General features: G+C 62.3%; 14 protein-coding genes. 12 read left to right on the top strand and 2 right to left on the bottom strand.

Going from position 1 to position 17,932, the window contains the following annotated elements; genetic code table 11:
• Positions 1-15: 15 nt before the first annotated feature.
• Genes VGD45_RS03175 through VGD45_RS03155 form a run of 5 tightly spaced genes read left to right on the top strand, consistent with a single transcriptional unit; the run spans position 16 to position 5,645 of the window.
• Positions 16-1,266: a sarcosine oxidase subunit beta family protein gene (locus VGD45_RS03175; RefSeq protein ID WP_349263202.1), complete on the top strand. Its 1,251-nt coding sequence runs from the start codon at positions 16-18 to the stop codon at positions 1,264-1,266.
• Positions 1,266-1,526 (top strand): sarcosine oxidase subunit delta, encoded by a 261-nt coding sequence (locus VGD45_RS03170; protein ID WP_331153818.1) that lies wholly within the window; start codon positions 1,266-1,268, stop codon positions 1,524-1,526. The genes VGD45_RS03175 and VGD45_RS03170 overlap by 1 nt, the downstream gene beginning before the upstream one ends.
• The gene (locus tag VGD45_RS03165) at positions 1,523-4,510 is read left to right on the top strand and encodes a sarcosine oxidase subunit alpha family protein (RefSeq protein ID WP_331153817.1); all 2,988 of its coding nucleotides are present in this window, start codon (positions 1,523-1,525) and stop codon (positions 4,508-4,510) included. The genes VGD45_RS03170 and VGD45_RS03165 overlap by 4 nt, the downstream gene beginning before the upstream one ends.
• 4 nt (positions 4,511-4,514) lie before the next feature.
• The gene (locus VGD45_RS03160) at positions 4,515-5,168 is read left to right on the top strand and encodes a sarcosine oxidase subunit gamma (protein ID WP_331153816.1); all 654 of its coding nucleotides are present in this window, start codon (positions 4,515-4,517) and stop codon (positions 5,166-5,168) included.
• A 57-nt stretch (positions 5,169-5,225) separates the two neighbouring features.
• The gene (locus VGD45_RS03155; protein ID WP_331153815.1) at positions 5,226-5,645 is read left to right on the top strand and encodes a hypothetical protein; all 420 of its coding nucleotides are present in this window, start codon (positions 5,226-5,228) and stop codon (positions 5,643-5,645) included.
• On the opposite strand, the gene VGD45_RS03150 is transcribed toward VGD45_RS03155, so the two are convergent.
• Positions 5,640-6,023 carry a VOC family protein gene (locus VGD45_RS03150; RefSeq protein ID WP_331153814.1) on the bottom strand — a complete coding sequence of 128 codons (384 nt, stop codon included), beginning with the start codon at positions 6,021-6,023 and terminating at the stop codon, positions 5,640-5,642. The two genes, VGD45_RS03155 and VGD45_RS03150, sit on opposite strands and share 6 nt — an antisense overlap.
• A 38-nt stretch (positions 6,024-6,061) precedes the next feature.
• Positions 6,062-6,976 (bottom strand): alpha/beta hydrolase, encoded by a 915-nt coding sequence (locus VGD45_RS03145; RefSeq protein WP_331153813.1) that lies wholly within the window; start codon positions 6,974-6,976, stop codon positions 6,062-6,064.
• A 137-nt stretch (positions 6,977-7,113) separates the two neighbouring features.
• Here VGD45_RS03145 and VGD45_RS03140 point away from each other — a divergent pair, with 137 nt between their 5' ends.
• The 7 genes from VGD45_RS03140 (at position 7,114) to VGD45_RS03110 (ending at position 17,841) form a co-directional block, all read left to right on the top strand.
• A complete protein-coding gene (locus VGD45_RS03140) occupies positions 7,114-9,369 on the top strand; it encodes a polysaccharide lyase 6 family protein (RefSeq protein ID WP_331153812.1) in 2,256 nt (751 codons plus the stop codon).
• 2 nt (positions 9,370-9,371) lie between these two features.
• On the top strand, positions 9,372-11,540 hold the full coding sequence (locus VGD45_RS03135; protein ID WP_331153811.1) for an alginate lyase family protein: 2,169 nt from the start codon (positions 9,372-9,374) through the stop codon (positions 11,538-11,540).
• 11 nt (positions 11,541-11,551) lie between these two features.
• Positions 11,552-12,853 carry an MFS transporter gene (locus tag VGD45_RS03130; RefSeq protein ID WP_331153810.1) on the top strand — a complete coding sequence of 434 codons (1,302 nt, stop codon included), beginning with the start codon at positions 11,552-11,554 and terminating at the stop codon, positions 12,851-12,853.
• Between the two features lie 2 nt (positions 12,854-12,855).
• A complete protein-coding gene (locus tag VGD45_RS03125; protein ID WP_349263201.1) occupies positions 12,856-13,608 on the top strand; it encodes a glucose 1-dehydrogenase in 753 nt (250 codons plus the stop codon).
• A 132-nt stretch (positions 13,609-13,740) separates the two neighbouring features.
• Complete coding sequence (locus tag VGD45_RS03120) at positions 13,741-16,635, top strand: TonB-dependent receptor (RefSeq protein WP_331153808.1); 2,895 nt, start codon at positions 13,741-13,743, stop codon at positions 16,633-16,635.
• A 72-nt stretch (positions 16,636-16,707) separates the two neighbouring features.
• On the top strand, positions 16,708-17,457 hold the full coding sequence (locus tag VGD45_RS03115; RefSeq protein WP_331153807.1) for a FadR/GntR family transcriptional regulator: 750 nt from the start codon (positions 16,708-16,710) through the stop codon (positions 17,455-17,457).
• Positions 17,458-17,568: 111 nt separating this feature from the next.
• Positions 17,569-17,841 carry a DUF4242 domain-containing protein gene (locus VGD45_RS03110; RefSeq protein ID WP_331153806.1) on the top strand — a complete coding sequence of 91 codons (273 nt, stop codon included), beginning with the start codon at positions 17,569-17,571 and terminating at the stop codon, positions 17,839-17,841.
• Positions 17,842-17,932 lie beyond the last annotated feature (91 nt).

Raw genomic sequence — 17,932 nt, 5'->3', positions numbered from 1 at the left:
GCGTCGTCGAGCTGTATGCGTTATTCCATCTTCAGTCTGATGCGCCAGGCGCTGCAGGGTCATTGCCAGTGGACCCCTGCATGGCGCGATGCAGCTCCGAAACCCGCTTATGACGTGATCGTCGTGGGTGGCGGTGGCCACGGACTGGCCACCGCGCATTACCTGGCCAAGGTGCACGGAATCACCAAGGTCGCCGTGCTCGAGAAAGGCTGGATCGGCTCGGGCAACGCCGGTCGTAACACCACCATCATCCGCTCCAACTATCTGTTGCCGGGCAATCTGCCGTTTTACGAGTTGTCCATGCAGCTGTGGGAACGGCTGGAGCAGGATCTGAACTACAACGCGATGGTGAGCCAGCGCGGTGTGCTGAATCTCTACCATTCCGACGCACAGCGCGACGCTTACGCCCGGCGAGGCAACGCGATGCGCATGCACGGTATCGACGCCGAGCTGCTGGATATGAACGCGGTCCGGCGCATGGCGCCCTTTCTCGATTTCGAGAACGGACGCTTTCCCATTCGAGGCGGGTTGTTACAAAAGCGCGGCGGCACGGCGCGGCATGACGCTGTCGTATGGGGATACGCGCGGGCGGCGAGTGAGCGTGGCGTCGATATCATTCAGAACTGCGAAGTGACGGGCTTCGTTCAACAGGCAGGCCGCGTCACCGGCGTGACGACGACGCGGGGTGAAATCAAAGCAGAGAAGGTCGGCCTCGCGGTCGCGGGCAACACCTCCAGGCTGGCCGGCGCGGCGGGCCTGCGTCTGCCCATCGAAAGTCACGTTCTGCAGGCGTTCGTTTCCGAGTCCATCAAGCCTCGCATTCCCGGAGTGATCACGTTCGGCGCCGGTCATTTCTACGTGAGCCAGTCGGACAAGGGCGGACTGGTTTTCGGCGGCGATATCGACGGTTACAACTCGTATGCTCAGCGCGGCAATCTGCCCGTCATGGAAGATGTCTGCGAAGGCGGCATGGCGATCATGCCCTCGCTGGGGCGCGTGCGCGTACTGCGCTCCTGGGGCGGCGTCATGGATATGTCGATGGATGGCTCGCCCATCATCGATGTCACTTCGCGGCCCGGACTTTATTTGAACACTGGCTGGTGCTACGGCGGCTTCAAGGCGACGCCGGCATCGGGCTGGTGCTTCGCTCATCTGCTGGCGCGCGATGAGACGCATGAAACGGCGCGGGACTATCGCCTCGATCGCTTCGTCACCGGCCATCTCATCGACGAAAAAGGTCAGGGCGCGCAGCCCAATTTGCACTGATGCGTATTCAATGTCCGTTTTGCGGAGAGCGCGAGTCGAGCGAGTTCACCTATCTCGGGGATGCGAGCTCGCGCCGTCCGGACCCGAACGCACCGGAGCAATTCTTCGAAGCCGTGTATCTGCGGGACAACCCAGCGGGCCGCCATACGGAGCTGTGGTATCACGGATTCGGCTGTCGCAGTTGGTTGCGTGTTACGCGCGACACACGCACGCATGAGATATCGAGCGTAGAGATGTGCATGGAGGCAGTCAGCGCATGAGCGCAGTTGTCTCCAGTCAATCGCCTCGGCTCAGTCACGGTGGTCTCATCGACCGTCAGCGGACATTGTCGTTCGACTTCGACGGCGTGAAATACACGGGCTACGGTGGCGATACTCTCGCGTCGGCCTTGTTGGCCAACGGCGTGAAGCTGGTCGGGCGATCTTTCAAATATCACCGGCCTCGCGGCATTCTCACCGCGGGCTCAGACGAGCCAAATGCACTCGTCGAGTTGCGCACTGGCGCGCGGCGCGAACCCAACACGCGCGCCACGGTGGCGGAATTATTCGATGGCTTGCGGGCGCGCAGTCAGAATCGCTGGCCGTCGCTGACATTCGATGTGGGCGCCATCAATTCGTTGTTTTCGCCCATCCTGGTCGCCGGCTTTTACTACAAGACGTTCATGTGGCCGGCGGCATTCTGGGAAAAGCTGTACGAGCCGTTGATTCGCCGCGCAGCGGGATTGGGCCGCGCGAGCGAAGCAGAAGATCCCGATTCATACGAGAAGGCGCATGCCTTTTGTGACGTCCTGATCGTCGGTGGTGGCGCAGCTGGACTGGCTGCCGCATTGTCGGCCGGACGGTCGGGCGCGCGCGTGATCCTGTGCGATGAGGACTTCATGTTGGGCGGCCGTCTGAATGGCGATCGCCGCGAGATCGACGGCGGCAGCGGTGTCGAATGGGTGCGGCGAACCGTGGCCGAGCTGGAGTCTTTTTCAGAGGTGCGAGTGATGCGTCGGACCACGGTGTTCGGCGTCTACGACGGCAACACCTTTGGCGCGGTAGAGCGAGTGTCGGATCATTTGCGAGTGCCGCAGCCGCATCAGCCGCGCCAGCGGTTGTGGAAGATCGTCGCCAAGCGCGTGGTGCTCGCGACTGGCGCGATCGAGCGGCCCATTGTTTTCGGTGGCAACGATCGACCGGGCGTGATGATGGCTTCCGCCGCGCGCACATATCTGAATCGTTATGGTGTGTTGGTGGGACGCCGGCCCGTGGTGTTCACTGCTTCCGACGACGGCTGGAGCACCGCGTTCGACCTGGCTGAAGCTGGCGCGGCCGTGCAAGCAGTCGTCGATACACGAAGTCATGTGCCAGCCTCGATACTGACGACGGCAAAGAAAGCAGGCATCAACACGCTGCTTGGCGCGCAGATCATCGGCACGCGCGGCGGCAACGAATTGACTGGAGTGAATGTTCAAAGACACGACGGCGGGTTCGAACGTATCAAAGCGGATGTGCTTTGCATGTCCGGCGGGTGGAACCCGAACATCGCTTTATCCACCCACCTGGGCAGTCGGCCGCGCTGGAACGACGGACTGTCACTATTTCTGCCGGGCGAGTTGAAAGGTGCGATCGCGGCTGGCGCCGCAGGTGGATCGTTTTCTCTCGCCGCGGCGCTCCGGGAAGGCGCGGCGGCTGGCGCCGAAGCTGTGCAGGCAACGGGCTTTCAAACATCGCCCTGGTTGCTGCCGGAGGTCGACGACGAGCCCACGGGCGTCACGCCTTGCTGGTACGTCGCGGCGTCCAAGGGCAAGGCCTTCATCGATTTTCAAAACGATGTCACTCGTGATGACGTTGCGCTCGCGGCCCGCGAAGGGTTCAGCTCCGTGGAGCACTTGAAGCGCTACACGACGTTGGGCATGGGCACCGATCAAGGCCGCACTTCCAACATCAATGGCCTCGCCATCCTCGCATCGGTCACTGGCCGCTCGATTCCTGAAGTGGGCACGACGGTGTTTCGCCCGCCGTACACGCCGGTCTCGTTCGGCGCGTTGGTCGGGCATCACCGCGCCGCCGAGTTCAGGCCCACTCGGCTGACTTCCAGTTACTACTGGGCCGCCGACGCGGGGGCTACCTTTGTGGAGGCAGGCCAATGGCTGCGGGCGCAGTGGTTTGCGAAGCGTGATGAGACGGACTGGCTGCAAACCGTCGTTCGCGAAGTGAAGTCAGTGCGATCGAGCGTCGGTATGTGCGATGTCTCGACACTGGGCAAGATCGACATCCAAGGCCGGGATGCCGCCACGTTTCTGGATCGCGTGTATATCAATCTGTTCTCGACGTTGCCGGTCGGCAAGACTCGCTACGGGATCATGTTGCGCGAAGACGGCTTCGTCATGGACGACGGCACCACCGCTCACATCGCGCCGGGTCACTACGTCATGTCGACCACGACGGCGAACGCCGGCAAGGTGATGCAGCACCTGGAGCATGCGCGGCAGGTGATCTGGCCGGACCTGGATGTGCAGATCGTGTCGGTGACCGAGCAATGGTCGCAATACGCCGTGGCCGGTCCCAACTCGCGTCGCGTACTCGAGAAGTTGCTGGAGGGCGCGCTCGATATTTCCAACGAAGCGTTTCCTTATCTGGCCTGCGCGGAGTTTTCCTGGCGCGGCCTACCGGTTCGATTGTTCCGAGTTTCCTTCTCGGGCGAGCTGGCCTACGAGCTCGCCGTGCCGGCGCGTTACGGCGAGGCCGTCATTCGCGCACTCATGAACGCCGGTAAGGAATGGGACATCGTTGCCTATGGCACAGAAGCGCTCGGCGTGATGCGCATCGAAAAAGGTCACGTGGCCGGCAATGAGCTCAACGGCATGACGACCGCCGCGGACCTCGGCATGGGCCGCATGATGTCGACCAAAAAAGATTTCATCGGTCGCGTGCTCGCGGGGCGCCCCGGCCTGGTGGATCCGAACCGGCCCACGCTGGTCGGCGTGAAGCCAATCGATCGAACCCGTCGGCTGTGCGCTGGCGCGCATTTCCTTTCCCTCGGCGCCAAGGTGGCGTTGAGCAACGATCAAGGCTATGTCACGTCGGTCGCATTCTCGCCGATGCTGGGTCACTGGATCGGTTTGGGTCTGCTGGCGCGTGGTCAGCAACGGATCGGCGAGCGCGTGCGCGCTTACGATCCGCTGCGCGGGGGCGAAACGGAAGTCGAAGTCGTCTCGCCGGTGTTCTTCGATCCCGAAGGGTCAAGGTTGAAGGGCTGAGCGCATGACAAAGTTACAAACAGAAAGGGCGCCGCTGCTGGACCGGGAATTCGAGTCCTCCGAGTTGATGCCGCTCGCGCCGTTCATCGACCTGCCGCTCATTCCTTCGGTGGGGCGCGGCGTCGTCGTGCATGATCGCGACGGACTGGGGATTGCGTCAGTTCTGGTGAGGCGAGGTCAGTCCGATGCATTCGCCCGCCAGGTGAAGCAGCAGTTCGGCATCGAGCTTACGGCGGGGTCGCGCCGTGCATGCGCCGGCGATATTGCATTCATCGCGACCGGGCCGGGCTCGTGGTTCGCGACCAGTGAAGGCGCGGCGAATGTGTTCGCCGCCTCGCTGGCGGAAGCCATTGGGGAATGCGCTGCGATTTCCGATCAGAGCGACGGTCAGGCGGTATTGCGTGTGTCCGGTCCCAAGGTTCGCGAAGCGCTATGCAAACTGGTGCCCATCGACCTGCACGCGCGAGCATTCAGGATCGGCGATGTCGCCGTGACCGTCGCCGCCCATATCGGGGCCACGGTGTGGCGCCTCGACGATGACGCGCACGGCAACGCGGTGTTCGAGATTGCGGTTTATCGCAGTCTGGCGGACAGCTTGTGGACCGCATTGTCGGAGAGCGCCGCGGAGTTCGGCTTCAAAGTGAACGGTCGCCCTTAATAGAAGAGGTGAGCACGGGCGCTGGTCAAAGCGCCCGCTTGCTCCTACTCTTGCTCTATGCCCGGCATCAGCATCAGAGCAGTCATTCTCGCCAGTCTCGCGGTTCTCGGCGTGGACATTGTCTCCAGCCTGTTGCTCACGCAGATGTTCGGTGGCCCCGGCTTCGGTTCGGGACTGTCGGAGGATGAGATCCGGCGCGCATACCAAGTGCTGCTTCAGGACGTGCGCTATCTTTCCTTCGGGCTGATCCTGGGCACCGCTTCGACCGTGCTCGGCGGCTATCTTGCCGCGCGGCTGGCTCGCAGCGTGCCTTACTACAATGCGCTGGCGTTCGGCGTGCTCGGCCTGCTGATCAGCGCGATCGGCGCGGGCGACGTGCCGACCTGGTTCAAGCTCGTCGGTCTGGTGTTGACGCTGCCCGCCGCGCTGATCGGCGGTCACATCGCCAAGCTGCGCATGAGCCGACCGGTGTCATGACCCGCTGCCGTACGGGCGTGTGATGATTTCCAGGTAGTGCCCGTTCGGGTCGTTCCAATACAGGCCGCGGCCGCCGTCGTTGCGATTGATCTGTTTGGGCCGCGAGTGCATCGGGTCGGCCCAATATTCCAGCGAGCGCTGCTTGATGCGCGCGAAAATGCTGTCGAACTCGCTCTCGCTCACCAGGAACGCGTAGTGCTCGATGGGCATGGCTTCGTTCGAGTCCTGGTAGTCGAGCGTCACGCCATTGTCGAGCGTGACGGTCCAGAACGGGCCGAAGCGCACGGGCTCGCGCAGCCCCAGAATGTCGGTAAGGAAAATTGCTGACGCCCGCGCGTCGCGGGCCGGCACGATGGTGTGATTGAGCTGAATGGCCATGAACTGCTCCGTCCGTGCTGGGTGCTGGACATTCTATGTCATTCCCCGAGCACGCCCTGATGTCGCAGAAAATTGAGCACGTCCTGCTCAATGGCGCGTTCTTGCTGGTCGTTGAATTTGCCGTGCGCTCCGCCAGGCACCACGTGCAAGGCGCTGCGCGCGCCGGCGGCGTCGAGCTTTTGTTTCAAGTTGAGCGACTCTTGCAGCGGCACGACCGGATCCGCATCGCCGTGAACGATAAAGATCGGCGGCAAGCTCGCACGCACATACGAAACAGGTGACATTCTCTTGCGCATCGCCGGGGCGTCGGCGCGTTCGCCGATCCAACGGGCGATGGAAGAGTGCGGCGCTTGAATGAAACCGCCGCTTGGGTTCGGCGCGGGCCAGGTGTCGAGGTCGGTGGGGCCGTAGAAATCGACGATGGCGGCGACAGGTGGTGGCTCGCGGCACTCGGGTAAATCGATGTCGTTGTCATTCGTGAGCATGCCGGCCATGAGCGCGAGGTGACCGCCGGCCGACGAGCCGGTGACTACGATGCGCTTGGTGTCGAAGCCGAAGCGATCCGCGTGCTTGCCAACCCAGGAAATCACACAGCGTACGTCTTGCACCGCTGCCGGGGCGGTGGCGATGCCGGCCAATCGATATTGCACGGTCACGACGGAGAAACCGGCGTCGAGATAGGCCGAGAAACCTTTCCAGCCTTCGGGGCGGGCGCCTTTCCACCACGCGCCGCCGTGGACATGAATCCACACTGGCGTTGGGCCATGGCTCGGCGCGGGTGTGTAGACGTCGAGGTGCAGGTCGTGACCGCCCGGGGACATATAGGTGAGGTCGCGATGTTCGGCGACGGAGGGCGGGGCGTCGGAAGCAGCGCCGGGCGTGGTGGTCAGGACCGCGCCCATCAGCAAGGCGAGCCGGGCTATCAGGCCGGCTCGGTTCGAGTCATCCAGCATGTGCATGTCTCCGTCGGTCGTGAGCCAGGTTCATACCAGAGGCCGGCCAAGAGGTATACTTGTTTTCTTTAGACAGGACTACTACAGTGTCAGTCCAGCGCCGGTGACGGCCGCATAACTAGGTTTCCGGGGGATCGGTGACAGGCTTTCGAGAGTGCAGGTTGGGACTGCTGTTCATCGCCGGCGTCATCGGCTGCGGGGCAGTGGCCGCCAAAGAGATCCGGGTCGGGGACCAGGCGGCTTACGCGACGGCGGTGAAGCAGGCGCAGCCGGGCGACGTTATTGCGCTCGCCGACGGCGAGTGGCGCGACTTCCAAATCCTGTTCGAAGGGCGGGGCACGGCTGACCGGCCCATCACGCTCACCGCGCAGACCAAGGGACGCGTGCTCATTACCGGCAAGTCGAACCTGCGGCTTGCGGGTGAGTATCTGGTTGTGTCCGGGCTGGTGTTTCGCGACGGGCATACGCCCACCGGCGATGTGATTTCTTTTCGGCGCGATTCGAAACGGCCGGCCAGCCATTCGCGCGTCACCGAAGTCGTTATCGACGCTTTCAATCCGCCGGAGCGGAGCCGGCAGGACCTGTGGGTGTCGATGTATGGGCAATCCAATCGAGTCGATCACTCGCAGTTCGTCGGCAAGACCAACGCGGGCGTCACGCTCGCGGTGATTCGCGACGCGCCGGTCGCAGATCGGCATCGGATCGATCACAACTACTTCGGTTTTCGACCGCCGCTCGGGTCGAACGGTGGCGAGACTATTCGCATCGGGACCAGCGAGCAGTCGCTGAGCGCGTCGCACAGCGTCGTCGAGCGCAACTACTTCGAACATTGCGACGGCGAAGTGGAGATCGTTTCCAATAAGTCCGGCGGCAATACCTTCCGAGGCAACACTTTCTTCGAGTCGCAGGGCTCGCTGGTGCTTCGGCACGGCAACGACAATCTGGTCGAAGGCAATGTTTTCTTCGGCAACGGCCGGCCGCATACCGGCGGCATTCGCGTGATCAATGCGCGGCAGACGGTTCGCGGCAATTACATGGAAGGCGTGTCTGGTACGGGGTTCGCGAGTGCGCTGGCAGTGATGAATGGTGTGCCGAATTCGGTGATCAATCGTTATCACCAGGTGTCCGGGGCGAGGATCGAGAACAATACGATCATCGATGCCGCGCGCATCACGTTGGGCGCGGGCGCGGATGCAGAGCGTTCGGCGTCGCCGGTCGACAGTCGCTTTGAGCGGAACCTGATTGTCGGTGGGACCGACCAGGATCCATTCCTGGTGGAGACCGATCTCTCTGGGATCGCGTTCTCTGGCAACGCGCAGAGCAAAGTCGCCAAGCCTGTGTTGCCGGCTGGGATCGCGCGGCAATCCATTGAGCTAGCTCGCGGCAGCAACGGCCTGCTATATCCAACCGATCCCGCGCTCGCGAGCATCGGCGCGCCGCGCTCACTCATGCCGGTTCGCAAAGAAGAGACTGGCGTCACCTGGTACGCGAAGCCGACCAAGGGCGGCGTCGATTTCAGCGGCGGGCAAACGCATCGCGTGACATCCAGCGCCGCCTTCACCAGCGCGGTCGCAGCCGCAAAGAGTGGCGACACGATTCAGCTCGCCGCCGGCGAGTATGCAGTGGACGCGCCGCTGATTATCGACCGCGCGCTGACCATTGCTGGCGCAGGCGGCGAGCTGTCAGCTGAAGCTGCGACCATCCGGCTCAAGTCGCCGTCCTTATTTGTTTTGAAGCGAGGAGGGGCGCTGCGCCTGCAGGGGCTCAAGGTCTCGGGCGCGGCGGCGCCGGCGCAGGATGGCAATGTGGTCATCAACTTGGATGCGGAGAGCGTGCCGGCGCATTACGCGATTGAAATCCTCAACAGCGAGTTCGTCGCTCTGAATCGCGCGGCGGCTTTCGATGTGGTGGCCGTGAGCGCGCGGTCGTTCGGGCAGCGGCTGGAGATAAGAGACAGCACGTTTACTAATGTCTCCGGCGCAGTCCTCGCCGTGAAGGGGCGCGAGGAAAGCGAGCCGCTCTATGCGCTGGAAACCATAGAAATCTCTGGCGCCAGCTTCAACAACGTCGGCCGTGTCGCCGACGTATTCCGCGGCGGGCGCGACGAAAGCACCTTCGGGCCACGCTTCACGATGACGAACTCCACCGTGATGAACAGTGGCAAGGACTCCGCCATGTCGCTACGCCTCTCGGGCGTATTGTTCACGCGCATTGACGGAAATCGATTCAGCGACAGTGGCGGCATCGAAGTCACTCATGGCGTGGGCTTTCCGCAGACCGCCATCGTCGACAACACCTTCGACAATACCGCCGCCCCAGTCGTACGCGAGTTGTACGCTAAAGGTCCGCCGCGCGTCGCATTAGAAGGAAACGTGATGGGAGCAGCGAAGTGAACGTGCGTTCAAGAATCATCCTCGGCACGCTGATCTCGCTCACCCTCGCCAACGCACAAGGCGCGGAGCGCGCCACTGGCCCAGTACTAATCTCCGCATCGAGCGCATCGCAGATCGGCGCGCAATCTCAGCAGTATCCCTTGTTCCAACAGGAGCTGGAGCGAGCGCGCAACGAAGTGGAAGCCGCGATCCAGGCTGGCATCGACGTGCCGACGCCGAAAGATCCAGGCGGCGGCTACACGCACGAACAACACAAGCGCAACTACAAGTCGATCTACCAAGCCGGCCTGCTCTACCGCATCACCGGCGAACAAAAGTACGCCGACTTCGTGCGGCGCCTGCTGCTCGCGTATGTGGACCTCTGTCCCAAGCTCGGTCCACATCCAGCAGCCGCCAACCAAACTGCCGGCCGCCTGTTCTGGCAAAGCCTCAACGACAGCGTGTGGCTCGTGCACGCAGCTCAAGGTTACGACGCCGTTCGCGACGTAGTGTCTGCCCAGGATCGCCAGGTCATCGACGAGAAGGTCTTCAGAGTCATGGCGAAGTTCCTGTCCGACGACTCGCCGGAAGTATTCAACCGCATTCACAACCACGCGACCTGGGCAAACGCCGCCGTCGGCATGACCGGTTACGTGCTGCGCGAACGCGAGCTGGTCGACAAAGCGCTGCTCGGTCTCGACAGGAGCGGCAAAGCCGGTTTCTTGAAACAGCTCGATCTGCTGTTTTCTCCCGACGGCTACTACACCGAAGGCCCGTACTACCAGCGCTACGCCTTGTTGCCGTTCGTGATCTTCGCGCAAGCCATTCAAAACAATCAGCCCGAGCGCAAGATCTTCGAGTACCGCGACGGCATCGTGCTCAAGGCAATCAGAACGACCGTCCAGCTGACCTACGACGGCTATTTCTTTCCGCTCAACGACGCGATGCCGGACAAGAGCCTGAAGACCGACGAGCTCTATCAAGCTGTCGCCACCGCGTATCAAGTGACCGGCGACCCAGCACTGCTCTCCATTGCGCAATGGCAGGGCCGCGTGGTGTTGGCTCCGGAAGGATTCGCAGTCGCGCGAGACATTGCGGCCGGCAAGGCCAAGCCATTCGCGTTCGCGTCACAACTGTTGCGCGACGGGCCGCAGGGCGATCAGGGCGCGCTGGCCATCCTGCGCGCGCCGTCCCAAACGCTGGTGATGAAGAACACGGCCCAAGGAATGGGCCATGGTCACTTCGACAAGCTCAACTGGCTTCTTTATGACAGCGGCAACGCCATCGTCACCGACTATGGCTCGGCGCGATTTCTAAACATTCAGGCCAAGGAGGGCGGCCGTTACCTGCGCGAGAACGAAAGCTGGGCCAAGCAAACCATCGCGCACAACACGCTCGTGGTGAATGAGCGCAGTCACTTCGATTGCAACCTCAAGACGGCCGAGCAGAACGCGCCCAAGCAATTGTTCTTCGCCGGACAGGGCGCCACGCAGCTGAGCACGGCCGAGATGTCGCGTGCCTATCCCGGCGTCACTTTCCGCCGCACCCTCGCGCAACTGACGATCCCGGGCTACGAATCCCCACTCGTCATCGACGTCCTGCGAGCGAAGAGCGAAACGCCCGCGCAGTTCGATCTGCCGCTTCACTACAGCGGTCACCTGATCGACGTGGCGATGACAGTCAAGTCCAACGTCGCTGCGCGCCCAGTACTCGGGCGCGATCATGGATATCAGCACCTGTGGGTCGATGCGGTCGGTGCGCCGAGCAGCGAAAAGAATTACGTCACATGGCTGAACGACGGTCGCTTCTACACCTACCGCACGGTGCCACCGTCCGGAGCGGAGATGATCTTCGCCGAGAGTGGAGCCAATGACCCGAGCTTCAACCTTCGCCGCGAGCCCGTGCTGATTCAACGTGTGGCCAATGCAACTAACGTCACCTTTGTCAGCCTGCTCGAGCCGCACGGCCGACACGATGGCGCAAATGAAATGACGGTTGGAAGTCAGAGCGGCGTACGAGCTTTGCGCCACACGCGCACGGCGGACTCCGAAGTCGTGCACATCGAGCTGGAGAACGGTAAGAGCGTCATCCTCGCCATCGCCGACGCGGCCGATGGCAACGCCACTCACAGCGTGAACATCGCCGGCCGAGCCCTGACCTGGCAGGGTCATGTCGGTCGCTTCGATCTGTGACGAGGACGAGCATGAAACTTTCGGGCATTCGCTGGTTCGTCATCGGTCTGATCGCGCTCGCGACGGTGATCAACTATATCGACCGCAACGCGCTCGCAGTGATGTGGCCGGCGGTGTCGGAAGACATCGGCGCGGACAAAACGGACTACGCACTGTTCGTCACCGTGTTCATGATTGCGTACGCCATCGGGCAATCGTTGTTCGGTCGCGTGTTCGACGTGATCGGCACGCGCCTGGGCTTCGCGGTGTCGATTATCGTCTGGTCCGCATCCATCGCCCTACACATGTTCGTGCGCTCCAGCGGTTTGCTGACGGTGCTGAGATTCACGCTCGGCATCAGCGAGGCGGGCAACTGGCCCGGCGCAACTAAAGCGAGCGCGACTTGGTTCCCGACACGTGAGCGCGCGCTGGCGCAAGGAATCTTCAATTCCGGAGCGGCGCTCGGTGCAATCGTGTCCGCGCCGCTGGTAGCGATGTTGTATGCGCAGTTCGGGTGGCGCACCACGTTCCTGCTGATTGGCCTGCTCGGCATTCTCTGGTTGTTGCCATGGATGTGGTTCTACCGCGCCGATCCCAAAGAACATCCCTGGCTCTCCGAAGCGGAGCGCCGTCACATCATCGGCGATGATCGCGCCCACGGAGGCGATGTGACATCGGCCAGCCCAAGCTGGGGCGAACTGCTGCGCCATCGTCAGAGCTGGGCCGTGATCCTGAGCCGGTTCTTCCTCGATCCTATCTGGTGGCTATTCGTTTCCTGGCTGCCGATCTATCTCGCGGAGACCTTCGGCTTCGACGTGAAACAGATCGGCGCGTTCGCGTGGGTGCCGTTCGTCGGCGCGATGCTCGGCAGCTTGATCGGCGGTTGGATCGCGGGCGTGCTGATCCGTCGCGGCTGGTCCATCAACTCGACGCGTAAGACCGTCATCTCGGCGGGCGGGATCATCATGATGCCGCCACTGCTGCTGACCATGAGCGCGTCGGATCCGATGTACGCGGTGCTGCTAATCGCCGTGATCCTGTTCGGCTTCCAGGTCGCGATCAACAACATCCAAACATTGCCTAGCGATTTCTTCGGCGGCGGCGCCGTCGGTTCGCTGGCGGGAATCGGCGGCACGGCGGCGGTCGCCGGCACGCTCGTCACCACGTGGCTGGTGCCCGTGATGACCGTCAATTCCTATGCACCGATATTCGCATTGGCAACGGCGCTAGTGCCGATGTCACTTCTTTGTCTCTGGCTGTGCGGCGGCGTGATCGAGCGCGTCGACACCAGGCGTTCCATTTCAAACACCGTGATTGGAGAGGATAGGGCATGAGTATGAGGTTGAAGGACAAGCTGGCCATCGTGACGGGCGGTGGTCGCGATATCGGCCGGTCCGTGTCGCTGCGGCTGGCCAGTGAAGGCGCCAAGGTGGTCGTGAACTACAACAATGACGAGGCGAGCGCGCGACGCACGGTGGACGAGATTCTGTCGAAGGGCGGAACCGCGATCCTGCATCGGGCCGATGTGACGCGCTCAGCTGCTGTGGCTGGCCTGATCGCCGCCGCTCGCGAGACGTTCGGTGATCGCATCGACGTCCTGGTGAACCTGGCTGGCGGCATGGTCGCCCGCAAGCCGCTCGAGGACATGGACGAGGCGTTCCTCGACCAGGTCATGAACCTGAACTTCAAATCGGCATTCCTGGTGACCAAGGCGGCCCGTCCGTTCATGGCGAGCGGCGCCTCGATCATCAACTTTTCCTCACAGGCAGGCCGCGACGGCGGCGGTCCTGGCGCCAGTGCCTATGCATCTTCTAAAGGCGCATTGATGACTTTCACGCGCGCGCTGGCCAAGGAGCTCGGGCCGCAGGGCATTCGAGTGAATGCCTTGTGCCCGGGCCTGATCGGCACTTCGTTTCACGACACTTTCTCCAAGCCCGAAGGCCGCAAAGCCGTGGCCGGCAACACCCCGCTCCGGCGCGAAGGCAATCCCGACGAAGTCGCGGCGGCTGTGGCTTTCCTGGCTTCCAACGACGCTTCGTTCCTCACCGGCGTGAACATGGATGTGAACGGCGGCCTGTTCTTCTCGTAGTGTCATACCAGTTTACCGGATAAAACAGACCACAATGGTATTAACATGTGGTCTGAAGACTGGTATATATAACGACATGCCGGCGTCGCGGACGACGCCGGCGACAAACTCAACAAGGTCCGGGGGGATGCTATGAATAAGCGTCAGCGCAGCGCGCGCGTCGTTGGCTCGAAGGTTCGTTATTGGCTGCTGATGGCGGCCAGCCCGCTTCTCGCGCACTCCGGCCTTGCCGCGGAAGATCAGAGCACCGCGTCCGCTTCCGAACTGGAAGAAGTGGTCGTCACCGGCATCCGCGCTTCCATTCAGTCCTCCATCGAATCCAAGCGCGAAGCACCTGTCGTCTCCGACGTGCTTTCGGCCGATGACATCGGCGATCTGCCCGCGCTCTCAATCGGCGAAGCCATCGAGACCATCGCCGGCGCGGCGACTCATCGTGAGAAGGGCGGCGCATCTGAAATTGCCGTGCGCGGCCTGGGTCCATTCCTCGGCGCGACGACGTTCAACGGCCGCGAAGCGACCAACGGTAGCGGCGATCGCTCGGTGAACTTCAGCATGTTTCCTTCCGAGCTGATCAACACCGTGGCAATTTATAAATCGCAGCAGGCCAACTTCGTGGAAGGCGGCGTCGCCGGCATCATCGATATGCAGACAGTGCGGCCGCTGACGTTCGGACGGCAACGCTTGCAGGGCGAAGTGCGCGGCATCTATCAGGGCTACGACGATCGCCTGGAAGATGGCAACGATCTCGGCTGGCGCGGCACGCTCAATTACATCGATCAGTTCGATATCGGCTCGTTGGGCCAGATCGGCGTTTCCATCGGCGTGCAGCGGGGCCAGAGCAACAATCCCGAAGAGATGTACAGCGCCAGCTCGACTTGGGCTGCGTGTCGCGGCGATCAGCCGGTCGCGACGACGTCGAATTGCGCGCAAGTCACGCCCGAATCGTTTGCTACCGGCGCAACGCCTCCGGGCACGCCGTACTATTTGACGACAGGCAGCCGCGCGTTCACGCAGTTCAACGAGCACGACGATCGCGAAGCCGCGTTCGTGGCCATCGAATGGCAACCCGTCGACGACGTGGTGGTGAATCTCGACTACCAGAATTCGACGTATGAATTCACCGAAGAGCGCAACACGCTGAATCTTTCCGAAACCATGCGCGGCTACGGCTCGTCGGCCGTGTTCGACGATCGCGGCGTGCTGCTCTCGTACAGCGGCAACAGCACGCTGGAAAGCACGCCTTTGTATCGCAACCAGATCGAAGAATACGAAGGCGGCGGTTTGAACGTCGCCTGGGATGTGACCGATCGCCTCAACGTCGCGCTCGACTACGGCGTCTCCGACACGTATCGCTCGCGCATGGATCGCGAAGTACGCCTGCGTTCGAATGCCACTGACATTTATGGCCAGCCGGTAGCCGGCGTCATCAATGGCCAGCGCGTGGGCTACACGTTCGACGCAACGTCGGGTTACTTTCCGACCATCACCATCGATCCGCGCTTCGACGTGAACGACGCCGATAACTTCAGCGCCGCCGCTCGCCTGCGTCGCACGGAGCAGGTTCGTAACGACGAGATCGAAGCCGGGCGCCTGGATTTCACGCTGCAGATGGCTGACACGGGCATCACTCAGTTGCAGGTAGGCTCGCGACTGGCCGAGCACAAGTTCTACGACATCAATCAGGACCGTCGCGAGTACAACATCACCGCGGCGGCGGATATCGCGGCCGCGAACCTGGCTTGCCGCAACTCACGATTCCCGCAGGATGATTTCCTTTCGGATGTCGATGGCGGTCAGCCGATCTCCTCGTGGGCGACGTTCGATGCGTTGTGTCTGTTCAACAGCTTCCTGGGCACGCAGGATCCGGGCAGGACCGACGATACTCGTGATATCGGCAATCGCGACGTCACCGAGGAAAGCAAGGCCGCGTATGTCATGGCCACTTTCGCCACCGAGGTCGGAGCGCTTCCATTGAGCGGTAACTTCGGCGTGCGCTACGTCGAAACCGATGTGGAGTCGATCGGTCTGCGCAGCGCGCTCGATGTCGTCACCAACCCGGACGGCAGCATCCGGCTGGTGGACAGCGGCGAGTTTCAATCTCAGCGCTTCGAGAGCGGCACGGAGAAGTGGCTGCCGAGCTTCAATATCGCGGCCGACGTGTCCGATCGCCTGAAGGTGCGCCTCGGTCTGTTCCGCGCCATGTCGCGCCCCGATCCGGAAGATCTCGGCGCGGGTCGGACCTTCGATGTCGATCCGACCGTTTCGTACGCCACGGTGGCGGAAGCGATTCAGAACGTCACTGCGACCGGCAATCCGGCGCTCGAGCCGCTGATGTCGTGGAATATCGACCTGTCGACGGAGTTCTACCTCAACAGCGACTCGCTGTTCAGCGCCGGCTTGTTCTACAAGCAGTTCCAGGGCGGCTTCGAAAACGTCGTGGTCAACGAGACGTATGTCATCGGCGGCCAGAATGTAACGGTGCCCGTAGTGCTGACTCAAACGTCGGATGACGAGAGCGAGATCTATGGCGTCGAGCTGACCGGCGCGTATCGTTTCTCCATGCTGCCGGCGCCGTTCGACGGCTTGGGCGTGAAGGCGAGCTACAGCTACGCCGAGTCCACGTTCGAGACCGAGGATCTGCGCCTGGGCGATCAGCAGGATGCGTTCACCGGCGTCATTCAGCCGGGTCTAATCGATCCGGTCGACATCTTCGGCCTGTCCAAGCACGTGGCCTCGGGTTCCGTGTACTACGAGATCGGTCCGGTGAGCCTGCAGTTGATCGGCAAGTACCGATCGAGCTACTTCCAGCAGTTCGTCGGCGCGGCGGCCCAGAACCGCGTGGTGCGCAACGCGACCGTCATCGATTTCCGCGCCAGCTATCGGGTGACCGAGAGTCTGAGCCTGTCGCTCGAAGGCTCGAACTTGAACAACGAGGCGCGCGTCGAGGACATGCCCATCCCGGGCAGCGTCCGAGAGGTCCACGTGTACGGGCCGCGCTACTACCTGGGCGCCCGCTATAGGTTCTAAGGCGGTGGGTGTCTCAGTTTGCTAAAGTTGGTATAGATAGAGGTATGAACCACCGGACATCCAAAGGCCCACATGGCTGACCACCGCCTGTTCCAGGACATCGCCGACCAGATCACCGCGCTGATTCGCGAGGGGGTGTTTCCGCCCGGCTCGCGGCTGCCCGGCGAGCGTGAGCTGGGCGAGCGTTTCGGAGTCAGCCGCGTGACCATCCGGGAGGCGGAGATTGCCCTGCAAGCGCAGGGCAAGGTGAAGATCCGCGCCGGCGCCGGGGTGTATGTCGCTGACGACGCCAACAATCAGGGTCAGAAATTGCCCGAGGTCAGCGCCTTCGAGCTGACCGAGGCGCGCTCGCTGTTCGAGCCCGAGGCTGCGGCGTTGGCAGCCTCCATCATCACCGAGCCGACGCTGGCGAAGCTCGACGACCTGTTGCAGGCCATGGCCAAGGACGGGCCGGGTGACGATGAGAAATCGACCGAAGCCGATCGCGAATTCCACATGACCATCGCGGCGGCGTCCGGCAATCGCGCCATCATTCACGTCATCGAGACGCTGTGGCGGTTGCGACTGGAGCTGCCGGAAGTCCGCAAGGTGCACGAGTCGGTTTGCAAGCACGACGGCAAGTCGCGACATGCCGAGCACGCGCGCATCGTCGAAGCGCTGCGCAAGCGCGATCCACAGGCGGCCCGCAAATCCATGCGCGAGCATTTCCATCGCCTGCTCGAAGAAATGCTGGACGCCAATGAGAAGCGCGAGATCATGGAGTTGCGGCAGAAGTCCGCCGCAAGCCGTGCGCGTTTCCTGGTGAGCTCGCGAATCGGCTGATCCCACATCGACAAAGTAGAGAGGGGCAATATAGGTAGATCAGCCGTAGTGTCCCGCGGCTCGGCTTTGTATCGTGGCTGCGTATCCTTCGAACAAACCGAGGAGATGGCCATGCCACGCTATATGGTCGAACGCACCTTTCCCGAAGGACTGGGTTTGCCCGCCAACGCCGAGGGCGCCAAGGCGTCCGCGAACGTCGTCTCTAACAACGCCCAGGAAGGAGTGACCTGGATACATTCCTACGTCACGCCGGATCGCAAAAAAACCTACTGCATCTACGACGGACCCTCGCCCGAGGCCATTCGCACGGTGGCGGGCCGCAACGGCATTCCGGTGGATCGAATCACCGAAGTTCGGGTGCTCGATCCTTATTTCCTGTACTGACGGTTCTCACGGGAATTCAGTTTCTTTGCCAGGAAGCCTGGGTGGCCCCGTCGTGGAGCCCCCATGATGACGTGATCGCGCGCGGCGTTAT

Origin of the sequence: Steroidobacter sp. (assembly GCF_036402275.1) — a bacterium.
Classification (GTDB): Bacteria; Pseudomonadota; Gammaproteobacteria; order Steroidobacterales; family Steroidobacteraceae; genus Steroidobacter.
The sequence above is the reverse complement of the archived record's forward strand: the minus strand, read 5'-3'. Positions and strand labels throughout refer to the sequence as shown.